This is a genomic window from Celeribacter arenosi (assembly GCF_039539485.1).
Taxonomy (GTDB): Bacteria; Pseudomonadota; Alphaproteobacteria; order Rhodobacterales; family Rhodobacteraceae; genus Celeribacter; species Celeribacter arenosi.
Window position 1 is genome coordinate 635,955 of sequence record NZ_BAABDF010000007.1, and the last position, 12,999, is coordinate 648,953.

A 12,999-nucleotide genomic window follows, 5' to 3' on the forward strand; every position below is an offset into this window, starting at 1 on the left:
ACCCGATGAACGATTTTGCCAAGATGTTCGGACAGATGATGGAGCAAGGCCAGAAGATGGCCGCTGCCTTCAACCCGTCCATGACGACGTTCACGCCGCCGGAACTGGATAAATTTTTCCCGTCCATGTCGCGCGAACAGATGGACATGCTTTGGGGCAATACGTTCAATCCTGACGGGCTCGATACGAAAACGAGACTGCTTGTCGTGCTGGCCGGTTTGACCGCGCAGGGTGCTCAGGCAGAAGCGCCCATTAAGATGACAGTGCGCAACGCCATCAAGGCGGGTGCGACCGAAAAAGAAGTAGCGGAAGTGATCTACCAGATGTCCATGCTCGGTGGCCTGCCTGCTATGTCCAAGGCGCTCGATCTCGCCAAAGAGGTCTTTGCCGAACGTGAGGAGGGCAGCGAATGACTGTCGCTGATATCGCATTCTACCTATTTGCTATCCTGATGATCGGCGCAGGCCTGTTCACGGTTGTGTCCCGAAATCCGGTCCACTCGGTGCTCTGGCTGATCCTGACCTTCCTGTCGGCTTCCGGTCTTTTCGTCCTGCTGGGCGCGGAGTTCGTCGCGATGCTTTTGATCATCGTCTACGTCGGGGCCGTGATGGTTCTTTTCCTGTTTGTCGTCATGATGCTGGACGTCGATTTTGCCGAACTCAAAGCGGGCATGGCGCGCTATCTGCCCTTCGCGCTGTTGATCGGTGTGGTGATCCTGATGCAGCTGGCGCTGGCATATGGCGATTGGACTGCGGCCGAAGGGGCACAAGCCCTGCGTAGATCGGTCACCCCCGATGCCGCCGAAATCCACAACACCGCGGCGATCGGTCAACTCATGTACGACGACTACCTGATGTTGTTCCAATTGGCGGGTCTGATCCTTCTGGTCTCCATGATCGGTGCGATTGTTCTGACCCTTCGCCACAACCCGAACGTCAAACGCCAGAACGTGCTCAAACAGATGTACCGCGATCCGGCGAAAGCCATGGAAATGAAAGACGTGGAACCGGGGCAGGGGCTGTAAGTCGGCCCAGGCCACGATTTAACGGGCGGTGGACCGCCCTGACACAAAAGCCGCACCAAGCGGCAAAACAAAGAACCGAGGGACGACATGGTCGGACTTGAACATTACCTGACAGCGGCCGGCGCACTTTTCGTCATCGGCATTTTCGGGCTCTTCCTCAACCGGAAGAACGTCATCATCATCTTGATGTCGATCGAGATGATCCTGTTGTCCGTCAACATCAACCTTGTCGCCTTCTCCTCCTACATGGGGGATCTGGTGGGTCAGATTTTCACGATGCTGGTGCTCACGGTTGCTGCCGCAGAAGCGGCGATCGGCCTCGCCATCCTCGTGAGCTTCTTCCGCAACCGCGGCACGATCGACGTCGAAGACGTCAACGTGATGAAAGGGTAAGCGCCAATGGAAAAGATCATCCTCTTCGCGCCTTTGGTTGGTGCCATTATTGGTGGCTTCGGTTGGCGCACCATTGGTGAGCGGAATGCGCAAATCCTGACCACGGGCCTTCTGTTTCTTGCAGCCTTCCTGTCGTGGATCGTCTTCCTCGGCTTTGATGGCGAAACGCAATACATCCCGATCCTGAAATGGATCGAGAGCGGGACATTGTCCGCCGACTGGTCGATCCGGTTGGACCGCCTGACCGCCATCATGCTGGTCGTGGTCACAACGGTTTCGGCGCTCGTGCACCTTTATTCGTTTGGCTACATGGCCCACGACGAAAACTTTGGTGACGACGAGGCCTATCGCGCCCGTTTCTTTGCTTATCTGTCTCTCTTCACCTTCACCATGCTTATGCTGGTCACGGCCGATAACCTCGTTCAGATGTTCTTTGGCTGGGAAGGTGTGGGTCTGGCGTCCTACCTCCTGATCGGCTTCTACTTCAAAAAGTCGTCCGCCGGAGCTGCCTCGATGAAGGCGTTTATCGTCAACCGCGTCGGTGACTTCGGTTTTGCGCTCGGTATCTTCGGTCTGTTTTTCCTGACAGATGCGATCGACATGGACACGATCTTTGCAAAAGCGCCTGAACTGGCGCAGACGCAGATCCATTTCCTGTGGACCGAATGGAACGCGGCAAACCTGTTGGCCTTCCTGCTGTTCGTCGGCGCGATGGGCAAATCGGCTCAGCTCTTCCTGCACACTTGGTTGCCGGACGCGATGGAAGGCCCGACACCTGTGTCGGCGCTGATCCACGCGGCCACCATGGTGACGGCGGGTGTGTTCCTCGTGTGCCGCATGTCGCCCCTGTTTGAGTATGCCGAGGCGACCAAAACCTTCGTTCTCTATCTCGGTGCCTTCACTGCATTCTTCGCGGCGACAGTTGGTCTGGTGCAGAACGACATCAAACGTGTGATCGCCTATTCCACCTGTTCGCAGCTCGGCTACATGTTCGTGGCCGCGGGCGCGGGTGTCTATGGTGCCGCAATGTTCCACCTGTTCACGCACGCATTCTTCAAAGCGATGCTGTTCCTTGGCGCAGGCTCCGTCATCCACGCAATGCACCACGAGCAGGATATGCGCAATTACGGCGGCCTTCGCAAAAAGATCCCCTTCACCTTCGCAATGATGATCATCGGCACACTTGCCATTACCGGTGTCGGTATCCCGCTGACATATATCGGTTTCGCGGGCTATCTGTCGAAAGACGCAATCATCGAAAGCGCATGGGCGACTGCCGACGCACTTCCATTCTGGCTTCTTGTGATCGCGGCCTTGTTCACGTCTTTCTACTCGTGGCGCCTGATCTTCATGACTTTCTTTGGCAAACCGCGCGGCGATCATCACGCCCACGACCATGCACATGAGAGCCCGCTTTCCATGACCATCCCGCTTGGGGTTCTGGCAGTGGGCGCAGTTTTGGCTGGTATGCTCTGGGTCAAACCATTCTTCCTGGATCACGACAAAATGGTGTCCTTCTTCCAGATGCCGCATCACGCCGAAACGACCATGGACGACGGTCATGGCGATGACGCAGCGATGGACGACCATGGCGACGCAGCCGTTGTGGATGATCATGGCGAAACGCTGCAGGCAGATGCAGCACATGGCGATGCTGATGAACACGTAGCCACAGATCACGCAGCTATCGGTGCGATCTATATGTCGGAGGCATCCGAAGCCATTCTCGACAAAGCACACCACGCGCCGGTTTGGGTAAAGCTGTCGCCCTTTGTCGCGATGTTGCTCGGCCTCGGGACGGCTTGGTTGTTCTACATCCGCAATACGAGCCTCCCGGCGCGTCTGGCGGCGAACCAGCCGGTTCTCTACCAATTCCTTCTCAACAAATGGTATTTCGACGAGATCTATGACGCCATCTTCGTGCGTCCGGCTCTGTGGCTGGGTCGCTTCCTGTGGAAGCGCGGCGATGGGTCGACGATTGATGGTGCAATCAACGGGCTGGCAATGGGCATTGTTCCGTTCTTCACACGCCTCGCGGGGCGCGCACAGTCGGGATACATCTTCACCTATGCCTTCACTATGGTTCTGGGGATCGCACTGTTGATCACCTGGATGTCGATCGGCGGGGGGGCCGAATAATGGATAACGTGCTGTCCTTCGTCACTTTCCTGCCCACGGTTGCTGCCGTCGTCTTGCTGCTCTTTTTGCGCGGCGAAGACGAAGTTGCCCAACTGAATGCAAAACGCCTCGCTCTTTTCGCGACGGTGATCACCTTCCTGCTGTCGCTCTTTATTCTCGCCCAGTTCGATGCGAATGACACCGGTTTCCAGATGGTCGAAGAAGCCGACTGGATCATGGGTCTGAAATACAAAATGGGCGTGGACGGTATTTCCGTTCTCTTCGTCCTGCTCACGACCTTCCTGATGCCACTGGTGATCTGGTCGGCGTGGGATGTGAAGGTGCGGGTCAAGGAGTATATGATCGCATTCCTGCTGCTGGAAACGCTGATGCTCGGCGTGTTCTGTGCGCTCGATATCATGCTGTTCTACCTCTTCTTCGAGGCGGGCCTCATCCCGATGTTCCTCATCATCGGCATCTGGGGTGGCAAAGACCGCATCTACGCGGCCTTCAAATTCTTCCTCTATACCTTCCTCGGCTCGGTCCTGATGCTCGTCGCGATGATTGCGATGTATATCTACTCAGGCACCACCGATATCGCGACGATGCTCGACCCTTCGCAGGTGCAGTTCCCGTCTGATGATCTGACCGTCCTCGGGTTCCAGATTGTTGGTGGGTTCCAGACGCTCGCCTTCCTTGCCTTCTTTGCCTCCTTCGCGGTGAAGATGCCGATGTGGCCGGTTCACACATGGTTGCCCGACGCTCACGTTCAGGCGCCAACGGCCGGTTCGGTTGTTCTTGCGGCCATCCTGTTGAAAATGGGCGGCTACGGGTTCTTGCGGTTCTCGCTGCCGATGTTCCCGATTGCCACGGAACTTCTGTCGACTTTCGTGCTGTGGCTCTCCGTCATTGCGATTGTCTACGCCTCGCTGGTCGCTCTCGTCCAAGAGGACATGAAGAAGCTCATCGCCTATTCGTCCGTGGCGCACATGGGCTATGTGACGGCGGGTATTTTCTCGCTCAATCAGCAGGGTCTGGATGGCGCGATTTTCCAAATGATCTCGCACGGGTTCATTTCCGGCGCGCTCTTCCTCTGCGTCGGCGTGATCTATGACCGGATGCACACCCGCGAAATCGACGCCTTTGGCGGTCTGGTGAACCGGATGCCGGCCTATGCGCTGATCTTCATGTTCTTCACAATGGCAAACGTCGGCCTTCCGGGCACGTCCGGGTTTGTTGGTGAATTCCTGACGCTCGTCGGGATGTTCAAAGCCAATACCTGGATCGCGCTCGTCGCGACATCCGGTGTGATCTTCTCGGCGGCCTATGCGCTCTGGCTCTACCGTCGGGTGGTTCTCGGCGATTTGATCAAAGAGAGCCTCAAGGCGATCACCGACATGACCGCGCGTGAGAAATGGATCATGGCCCCGCTTGTCGCCATGACGCTCCTCCTAGGGGTCTACCCATCGCTCGTGCTCGACATCATCGGGCCGTCCGTTTCCGCCCTTATCGACAACTACACAGCCGCTCTGCCGACCGACATGGTCGCCACAGCCGCCAGCCATTAAGGGGAGGGCATCGAAATGACCCCCAACGATTTCTCGATTGTCCTGCCGGAAATCCTGCTGGCCGTGTTCGGCATGGCGGCACTTCTCTTCACCGTTTACACGGGCAAAGACAAACTCGCCTCCACGGTTACATGGAGCGTCGCGATCGTCTTTCTGATCATCGCCGCCTTCATCGGCTTTGGTGGGCATGGATCGAACGTCGCCTTCAATGGTATGTTTATTGATGATGCCTTTGCACGCTTCGCAAAAGTAGGCGTGCTGCTCTCAGGCGCAGCAGTCCTGATCATGTCCCTCGACTACATGGTCAAACGCGACATGCTCAAATTCGAGTATCCGATCCTCGTGCTTTTCGCGACCATCGGCATGATGGTGATGGTTTCGGCCGGCGACCTTATGGCGCTCTATCTCGGCCTCGAACTGATGTCCCTTTCCCTCTACGTGGTCGCGTCTTTCCGCCGTGATAGCCTGCGCTCCACAGAGGCCGGTCTGAAGTATTTCGTTCTTGGTTCGTTGTCGTCGGGTCTGTTGCTCTACGGTGCGTCGCTGACCTACGGTTTCGCGGGCACGACCTCCTTTGCCGGTATCATTTCTGTGGCTCAGGGCGATGTCCCGCTTGGCCTGCTGTTCGGCCTCGTCTTCCTGATGACGGGTCTGGCGTTCAAGGTTTCCGCCGTGCCGTTCCACATGTGGACGCCTGACGTTTATGAAGGGGCCCCGACACCCGTTACCGCCTTCTTCGCGACTGCGCCGAAACTCGCAGCTATGGGTCTGTTCGCCCGCGTCCTGCACGATGCCTTCGGCGGCGTCGTCGGCGACTGGCAGCAGATTTTGGCCATCATCGCCGTTGCGTCCATGTTCCTTGGCGCCTTTGCCGGTATCGGACAGACCAACATCAAACGTCTGATGGCCTATTCCTCCATCGCGCATATGGGGTTCGCTCTCATGGGGCTCGCGGCGGGGAATGCATTGGGTGTGCAGTCGGCCATGTTCTATATGGCGATCTACATCTTGATGAACATCGGCACCTTCGCCTTCATCCTCCTGATGGAACGCGATGGGAAACCGGTGACCGAAATCGCCGCACTGAATGGCTATTGGAAAGTCGCACCGGGCAAGGCGCTGGCGCTTTTGGTTCTGCTTTTCTCGCTGGCTGGCGTGCCGCCGATGCTCGGCTTTTTCGGCAAACTTGCCGTGTTGCAGGCCGCCCTTGATGCAGGTCTGACATGGCTCGCCGTGGGTGGGGTGATCGCGTCCGTCGTCGGTGCGTTCTACTACCTGCGCATCGTCTATTACATGTTCTTCGGTGAAGAAGGTGAGCCGCTCGATGACCAGCCGTCGATGATCCCGGTTGCGTTTTTGGCGATCAGTTCGGTTCTCGTGCTCGTCGGTATCGTCAACGCATTGGGATTGGACACTATGGCGGCCATCGCGGCAGAGGCCCTTGTCCGCTAACATGCAAGAATGGCCCACGGGGGTAGGGCGCAATGTCCTCGCCTCCGTGGATAGCACCATGTCAGAGGCCGCGCGCGTCGCGGCCTCTGGTGTGTTTCCACAATGGATTTTGGCGCATGAACAAACCGCGGCCCACGGCCGTCGCGGGCGGGCGTGGCAAATGCCAGCAGGCAACTTTGCCGCCACTTATTTGATGTATCCCAATGAGCCTCCTGACCGGATCGCTTTACGCTCCTTTGTCGCGGCTCTCGCGCTCTATGATGCCTTCGTCGCCGTTGCGGGGCGCCCCGATCCGTTCAGTTTGAAATGGCCCAACGACGTTTTGCTCAACGGCGGCAAAGTCGCCGGCATTCTGTTGGAGAGGGGATCATCCCATCTCGCAATCGGCATTGGTGTGAACCTGCTGCAGGCACCACGTGTCGACCAACTGGAAGCCGAGGCGACAGCACCCGTATCGCTGGTCGATGGGACTGGCGTGCGCGTGTCGCCCGAAGAGTTCCTCGACTTGCTGGCACCGTCCTACGCGGCGCATGAGGCGACTTTTGTCACCTACGGATTTGGCCCCATTCGCAGCGCATGGTTGAACCGCGCTGCGCGTTTGGGCCAGCCTGTGCGGGCACGAACTATGACCGCCGAACACCATGGAACATTCGAGACCGTCGATGAGGCGGGAAATCTCGTGCTGAAAACCCCGCAAGGGACCCTCTCCATTCCTGCCGCGGAGGTCTATTTCTGATGCTGCTTTGTATCGATACCGGCAATACCAACACCGTCTTCTCCATCTGGGATGGCGAAAAATCCATTGCCACATGGCGCACCTCGACTGAAACGCAGCGCACCGCGGATCAGTATTACGTTTGGCTGACGACCCTGCTGAACTTTCAAAAGGTCGAGGCGGATATCACGGAGGTGATTATTTCGTCCACCGTGCCGCGTGTGGTCTTCAACCTGCGGGTTTTCGCCAGTCGCTATTTCAATTGCCGCCCTCTCGTGGTGGGCAAACCAGAGTGTCTGTTGCCTCATGCCCCACGTGTGGATGTGGGCACCACCGTCGGTCCCGACCGGTTGGTGAATACCGCCGCGGCCTTTGACCGCTACGGGGGGGATCTCGTCGTGGTCGACTTCGGGACGGCGACAACGTTTGATGTCGTGGCCCAGGACGGCGCATACGTCGGCGGTGTGATTTCACCCGGTGTGAATACCTCGCTCGAAGCGCTCCATCTCGCCGCGGCAGCCCTGCCGCATGTCGATGTGACCATGCCCGAGAAGGTGATCGGGACCAATACCGTCGCCTGCATGCAATCTGGTGTTTTCTGGGGTTATGTGGGCTTGGTGCGTGAAACCTGTAGCCGAATAAAGGCAGAATACACCCGCCCGATGACAATCGTGGCCACGGGTGGACTTGCACCTCTGTTCAATCAGGGCCACAAGCTATTTGACTACTTCGACGAAGACCTGACCATCCATGGTCTCGTCGTGATCCACCAATATAACAAAGAACAGGGTAACACATGACCGATCGTCTCCTCTATCTCCCGCTCGGTGGGGCCGGCGAGATCGGCATGAACTGCTACGTCTACGGCTACGGTCCGGCGGGCAAGGAACGCTATATCGTCGTCGATCTTGGAGTGACCTTTCCCTCCATGGACGGCACGCCGGGCGTGGACCTGATCTTTGCTGATGTGGCGTGGCTCGAAGAGCGCAAAGACCGCATCGACGGCATCTTCATCACCCATGCCCACGAAGACCACGTGGGCGCAGTTGGTCATCTGTGGCCCCGCCTCGATGCGCCGATCTACGCGCGTGCCTTCACCGCGCATATCGCGCGGCTGAAATTCGAAGAGCACGGCCATGACGAGTTGCAGATCAAAACCGTTGCCGCATGGCCGGAGCAGGTCGACGTCGGCCCCTTCACCGTCGGCTTCCTGCCGGTTTCCCACTCCATTCCGGAATCTTCGGCATTGGTCATCGACACACCTGCGGGCCGTGTGATCCACACCGGCGATTTCAAAATCGATGAGACCCCCGTGGTGGGCGAGGCTTTTGATCGTGAATTGTGGGAAAGCGTTGCCAAAGACGGGGTGAAAGCGCTGGTCTGCGACAGCACAAACGTCTTCAACCACCACCCAGGACGATCCGAGGCGGAAGTCGTAGAACCGCTCAATGAATTGGTGGCTTCGCTCGACGGGCTTGTCGCAGCCACGACATTTGCCTCCAACATCGCGAGGGTCAAAACGCTGGCCGTTGCTGGCTCGAAGTCGGGTCGCTCTGTGGTCCTTCTGGGGCGCGCCATGCGCCGGATGATCACGGCGGGTATTGAAACCGGCATTATCAGCGATTTCCCGAAAACAGTCTCACCTGAACATGCGGGAGAAATCCCTCATGAAAACCTGATGCTTCTGACGACCGGATCGCAGGGCGAACATCGCGCCGCGACAGCCCAACTGTCACGCGGCAAATACCTCGGGCTGAAAATGACCGAAGGTGACACGATGATCTTTTCTTCCAAAACCATCCCCGGCAACGAGACCGAGGTTGCACGCATCCTCAACAACTTCTCCGAACTCGGTGTCGACACGATTTCGGGGCGCGATGATATCCATGTGTCAGGTCACGCAAACCGTCCTGACCTGACGCTCATGCATGAGGTTGTGAAACCGCAGACCGTGATCCCGATGCATGGCGAGCACCGCCATCTGCGCGAACACGCACGTCTTGCAGAAACCAATGGTTTCAAGGCGGTAGTGGCCCCCAATGGTGTCGCAGTCGATCTGTCGGGCAATGCGCCCCGGATCGTCGAGTACGTCGAAACCGGTCGAACCTATCTCGACGGGTCGATCCAGATCGGTGCGCTGGACGGTATCGTCCGTGACCGTATGCGCATGGCGCAGAACGGTCTGGTCGTGGCCACAGTGATTGTCGAAGACGACGAGCCACTGGGCGATTGCTGGTGCGAATTGCGTGGCCTGCCGGAAACCGGCCTGTCGCGCGCGCCTCTTGTTGATGTGCTCGAAGAGGACGTGAACCAGTTCCTGATGCGGGCAGGGCGCAAGACGCTCAGCGATGATAACAAGCTCGAAGAGGAGTTGCGCCGGATCATCCGCAAAACGACGCATAGCGAAGTCGGCAAAAAGCCTGAAGTCCAGATCGTGATCTCGCGTCTGTCTAACTGAGCTGTCCAACCTTGCGTCCCATTCGCTGGGCGCAATTGCCTAGACCACATTATCCAAAACAAAACCCCGCGCCGTAGCGCGGGGTTTTGTGTTTTTTCGCTAAGCTTAGGGATCAGCGATCATCAAAACTCTTGGCGATAAAAGTTGGCAAGTGATCGCCGAGACCCAGAACTTCTTCTTCCCGCTTGCCCCGTCCACCGCGCGAGCGCGAGGAATTGGACCGTTTGGTGTCACGGGTGTTCTCAGATGCAACGGGAGCTGCCTTTGGAGTTTCGGCCTGCGGCGCTTCCGCTACGGGCTGCTCATCCGATTTCGGTTCGCTCTTCTTTGCGTCCTGCGTCGGCTCCGCACGTTTACGGCTGCGTGAGCGTGACGCGCGTTTCGGTTTCTCTTCCGAGGTTACAGTCTCGGCGGCTTCAGGGATTTCCTTGCCGCCTTTGCGCGATGGATCATCGAGACGGGGGATCTCTTTGCCGATCAGGCTTTCGACCGCTGCAAAGTTCTTTTCGTCGCGGGGTTCGCAAATCATGATCGCTTTGCCGTCACGACCGGCGCGCCCTGTGCGACCAATACGGTGGACATAGTCCTCCGCGTGGCCCGGGACATCGAAATTGAACACATGGGTGACAGAGGGCACATCAAGCCCGCGGGCAGCCACATCGGATGCCACCAGAATCTTCAGACGTCCTTCGCGGAACCCTTCCAGCGTCGCGTTGCGTTGGGATTGCTCCAGATCACCATGGATCGGTGCGGCGTCATAGCCGTGTTTCGTCAACGATTTCGCAACGATATCCACGTCGGTCTTACGGTTGCAGAAAATGATTCCATTCGTGAGGGTCTCACCTTCGGCGTCGATCAACGCGCGCAAAACGGCCCGTTTTTCCGACCCTGCGCGTTCGCGGCGGGATGGTTTGAACATCACCACATTCTGAGCGATATTTTCGCCCGATGTCGCCTGACGGGCAACCTCGATTTTGGCGGGTGCAGAGAGGAATGTGTTAGTGATCCGCTCGATTTCCGGCGCCATCGTGGCGGAGAAGAACAGCGTCTGGCGGGTAAACGGTGTGAGCGAGAAGATGCGTTCGATGTCGGGAATGAACCCCATGTCGAGCATCCGGTCAGCTTCGTCCACAACCATGATCTGAACGCCGGTCAAAAGCAGTTTGCCGCGCTCGAAATGGTCGAGCAGGCGACCGGGCGTCGCGATCAAAACGTCCACGCCGCGGTCGATCAGTTGATCCTGTTCTTTGAACGATACGCCACCGATGAGTAGCGCCTTGGTGAGTTTCGAATACTTTGTGTAGGTGTCGAAGTTCTCGGCCACCTGCGCGGCAAGTTCGCGCGTCGGACATAGCACCAGCGAACGCGGCATCCGAGCGCGGGCACGTCCGCGGCTCAGAAGCGTGATCATCGGCAATGTGAAGGAGGCGGTTTTACCTGTGCCGGTTTGTGCGATGCCCAGAACGTCACGGCCTTCCAGCGCGGCGGGAATTGCACCTGCCTGAATGGGGGTGGGGGTCTCATAGCCCGCGTCGGCGACGGCTTTGAGCACTTTGGGGTCGAGATTAAGATCGGTGAATTTGGTCACATGTTGCCTTTCGAGATGTGCAGCGTTGAAACGGCCGCAATATCCCGCGCGGCCCGTCCGGCCGGATTGCCATGACGTCTTCGGCGGTTCTCATACGCCTCAGAGCCCAAAAGGTCAAGGAAAGCCGCATGGAACAGTGTCCTGCGCGCCCGCGTTGATCTAGGCTGAAGTCAGTCGCAACAGGAGGATGATATGATCAAGAAATTCGGAAGCGCAAAGTGGTCCGGCGGTCTCAAAGACGGCAAGGGAAAGGTGAGCCTGGAAAGCGGCGCACTCAAGGACCAGCCATATGGTTTCAACACGCGTTTTGAAGACGGCGCGGGCACAAACCCCGAGGAACTCGTCGGGGCGGCCCATGCGGCGTGTTTCTCAATGGCACTGTCAAATATTCTCGGGGAGAGCGGGATCACACCCGACAACATCGAAACCAGATCGACGATCCATCTGGAAATGTCGGGGGGGCCAAAGGTCGTCAAGGCGCATTTGGACGTCACCATTACGGCCACCGGCGACAAAGATGATATCTTAGAGGCCGCAAAGAAGGCCGAAAAAGGATGTCCCATTTCGCAACTGCTGAACTGTGACATTACGATGGACGCGCAGGTAACGACCGCCTGACATGAAAAGCGGCCGCCAGAAATGGCGGCCGCTTTGATTATGTTTAGTGCGCTCGCTTAGGCTTTGCGACGTTTGCGTCCGATGATCCCAAGTGCGGCGAGGCCAGACAGGATCAACGGGAAACCAGCGGGCAGTGGTACGACCGGCGTGTCCAGATGATCGTCCGGGTCTTCGTCAGGTGCGATGTAGGTTCCGAAGTTCGCGGAAATATACGGTATCGCACCAGAGGCAGGCGACGAATGGCCAAAATGATAGCGCATATCGACGCCGTTGGGTTGGATACCGAGCGAAACGTGACCCACAGAATGGCCCTGTGCCCAGAGTTGGGTCGGATCAAGTCCATCGAGCAGTTCAGACGTTGGATCCCAGTCATTCACGGCCTGTGAATGGCTGCCTTCAATCGGATCGAAACCGAGAGCCGACAGGATTGGGTTCGCGTTTTGGGTCCAGGTTGGATTGTGGTCCGTGCCGATCCAGAGCCCGCCACCATACCGGTCAAACGCATTGGCAACGTTATTGATCAATTGCCATTCAACCGATTTGAGATCCGGAGTGGTGTTGTTCAGACCGTAGGAGCGAGAGTCCTGCACAATGCTATTGTGCGTGCTGTAGAAACTCGCGACAGCGTCAATGTCGGTTTGGTTGATATAGCGACTGGATGTCAGGTCATAAAAGAAAACCTGATCGTAGGCGGCGCTACCGAGCGCGCTCGCGAGCGCACCACCGGTTCTCGCGTCTACCTGATCGACCGTATGGCCGTTACTCTCAAGAGTGGTCTCCATTTCATTGTAGGTTGTCGGACCGTAGTCAAACGTTGCGAGAAGTATGGTTCCCGCTTGTGCGGTAAAGCTGGAGCCTAGGCACACGCCCGCAGCAGCCAGCAACTTAACAGCTGTACTCATTGTATTACCCTCATTAACCAAACTATGCAGTCGATTACGTACCGAATGCACTGGGGATGAGTGTGAATTGAACAGAACTCATTTAGCCCCTTCCCCTACGTAAGGTTACCAGAAAATCGCTAAATTTGGAACATGTCTGTCTGAATGCGCGGATTGCGACTTA

At 57.5% G+C, this 12,999-nt stretch carries 12 protein-coding genes; 10 read left to right on the forward strand and 2 right to left on the reverse strand.

Features of this window, described 5'->3' with window-relative positions; all coding sequences use genetic code 11:
* Positions 1 to 5 precede the first annotated feature (5 nt).
* The 9 genes from ABD815_RS10745 to ABD815_RS10785 all read left to right on the forward strand — a co-directional run bounded on the left by ABD815_RS10745 (position 6) and on the right by ABD815_RS10785 (position 9,728).
* Positions 6 to 413, forward strand: coding sequence for a carboxymuconolactone decarboxylase family protein (locus ABD815_RS10745; protein WP_344847098.1), 408 nt, complete (start codon positions 6 to 8; stop codon positions 411 to 413).
* Positions 410 to 1,024, forward strand: coding sequence for an NADH-quinone oxidoreductase subunit J (locus ABD815_RS10750; RefSeq protein ID WP_344847099.1), 615 nt, complete (start codon positions 410 to 412; stop codon positions 1,022 to 1,024). Before ABD815_RS10745 ends, ABD815_RS10750 begins: the two co-directional genes overlap by 4 nt.
* A gap of 87 nt (positions 1,025 to 1,111) precedes the next feature.
* Positions 1,112 to 1,417 carry an NADH-quinone oxidoreductase subunit NuoK gene (nuoK, locus tag ABD815_RS10755; protein WP_344847100.1) on the forward strand — a complete coding sequence of 102 codons (306 nt, stop codon included), beginning with the start codon at positions 1,112 to 1,114 and terminating at the stop codon, positions 1,415 to 1,417.
* 6 nt (positions 1,418 to 1,423) lie between these two features.
* Positions 1,424 to 3,556, forward strand: a complete 2,133-nt coding sequence (gene nuoL, locus ABD815_RS10760) for an NADH-quinone oxidoreductase subunit L (protein WP_344847102.1) — start codon at positions 1,424 to 1,426, stop codon at positions 3,554 to 3,556.
* Positions 3,556 to 5,103 (forward strand): NADH-quinone oxidoreductase subunit M, encoded by a 1,548-nt coding sequence (locus ABD815_RS10765; RefSeq protein ID WP_344847104.1) that lies wholly within the window; start codon positions 3,556 to 3,558, stop codon positions 5,101 to 5,103. The genes nuoL and ABD815_RS10765 overlap by 1 nt, the downstream gene beginning before the upstream one ends.
* A gap of 15 nt (positions 5,104 to 5,118) precedes the next feature.
* A complete protein-coding gene (gene nuoN / locus ABD815_RS10770; RefSeq protein ID WP_344847106.1) occupies positions 5,119 to 6,555 on the forward strand; it encodes an NADH-quinone oxidoreductase subunit NuoN in 1,437 nt (478 codons plus the stop codon).
* 1 nt (position 6,556) lies between these two features.
* Entirely contained in the window at positions 6,557 to 7,291 is a 735-nt protein-coding gene (locus ABD815_RS10775) for a biotin--[acetyl-CoA-carboxylase] ligase (RefSeq protein WP_344847108.1), read from the forward strand.
* Entirely contained in the window at positions 7,291 to 8,070 is a 780-nt protein-coding gene (locus tag ABD815_RS10780; protein WP_344847110.1) for a type III pantothenate kinase, read from the forward strand. Before ABD815_RS10775 ends, ABD815_RS10780 begins: the two co-directional genes overlap by 1 nt.
* Positions 8,067 to 9,728, forward strand: a complete 1,662-nt coding sequence (locus ABD815_RS10785) for a ribonuclease J (RefSeq protein WP_344847112.1) — start codon at positions 8,067 to 8,069, stop codon at positions 9,726 to 9,728. The genes ABD815_RS10780 and ABD815_RS10785 overlap by 4 nt, the downstream gene beginning before the upstream one ends.
* 112 nt (positions 9,729 to 9,840) lie before the next feature.
* Here the strand turns inward: ABD815_RS10785 and ABD815_RS10790 are convergent, their stop codons facing one another.
* Positions 9,841 to 11,316, reverse strand: coding sequence for a DEAD/DEAH box helicase (locus tag ABD815_RS10790; RefSeq protein ID WP_344847113.1), 1,476 nt, complete (start codon positions 11,314 to 11,316; stop codon positions 9,841 to 9,843).
* Positions 11,317 to 11,508: 192 nt separating this feature from the next.
* Between ABD815_RS10790 and ABD815_RS10795 the strand changes: the two genes are divergently transcribed.
* Positions 11,509 to 11,934: an OsmC family protein gene (locus ABD815_RS10795; protein WP_344847115.1), complete on the forward strand. Its 426-nt coding sequence runs from the start codon at positions 11,509 to 11,511 to the stop codon at positions 11,932 to 11,934.
* Positions 11,935 to 11,990: 56 nt separating this feature from the next.
* Here ABD815_RS10795 and ABD815_RS10800 read toward each other — a convergent pair whose 3' ends face one another.
* Positions 11,991 to 12,836 (reverse strand): VPLPA-CTERM sorting domain-containing protein, encoded by an 846-nt coding sequence (locus ABD815_RS10800; protein WP_344847116.1) that lies wholly within the window; start codon positions 12,834 to 12,836, stop codon positions 11,991 to 11,993.
* Between the last annotated feature and the right edge of the window lie 163 nt (positions 12,837 to 12,999).

Bases quoted from the DNA above. Each gene is read 5' to 3' on its own strand.
- ABD815_RS10785 (WP_344847112.1), top strand. From the start codon at position 8,067: ATGACCGATCGTCTCCTCTATCTCCCGCTCGGTGGGGCCGGCGAGATC.
- ABD815_RS10745 (WP_344847098.1), top strand. From the start codon at position 6: ATGAACGATTTTGCCAAGATGTTCGGACAGATGATGGAGCAAGGCCAG.
- nuoN (WP_344847106.1), top strand. From the start codon at position 5,119: ATGACCCCCAACGATTTCTCGATTGTCCTGCCGGAAATCCTGCTGGCC.
- nuoL (WP_344847102.1), top strand. From the start codon at position 1,424: ATGGAAAAGATCATCCTCTTCGCGCCTTTGGTTGGTGCCATTATTGGT.
- ABD815_RS10750 (WP_344847099.1), top strand. From the start codon at position 410: ATGACTGTCGCTGATATCGCATTCTACCTATTTGCTATCCTGATGATC.
- ABD815_RS10800 (WP_344847116.1), bottom strand. From the start codon at position 12,836: ATGAGTACAGCTGTTAAGTTGCTGGCTGCTGCGGGCGTGTGCCTAGGC.
- ABD815_RS10780 (WP_344847110.1), top strand. From the start codon at position 7,291: ATGCTGCTTTGTATCGATACCGGCAATACCAACACCGTCTTCTCCATC.
- ABD815_RS10765 (WP_344847104.1), top strand. From the start codon at position 3,556: ATGGATAACGTGCTGTCCTTCGTCACTTTCCTGCCCACGGTTGCTGCC.
- nuoK (WP_344847100.1), top strand. From the start codon at position 1,112: ATGGTCGGACTTGAACATTACCTGACAGCGGCCGGCGCACTTTTCGTC.
- ABD815_RS10775 (WP_344847108.1), top strand. From the start codon at position 6,557: ATGCAAGAATGGCCCACGGGGGTAGGGCGCAATGTCCTCGCCTCCGTG.
- ABD815_RS10795 (WP_344847115.1), top strand. From the start codon at position 11,509: ATGATCAAGAAATTCGGAAGCGCAAAGTGGTCCGGCGGTCTCAAAGAC.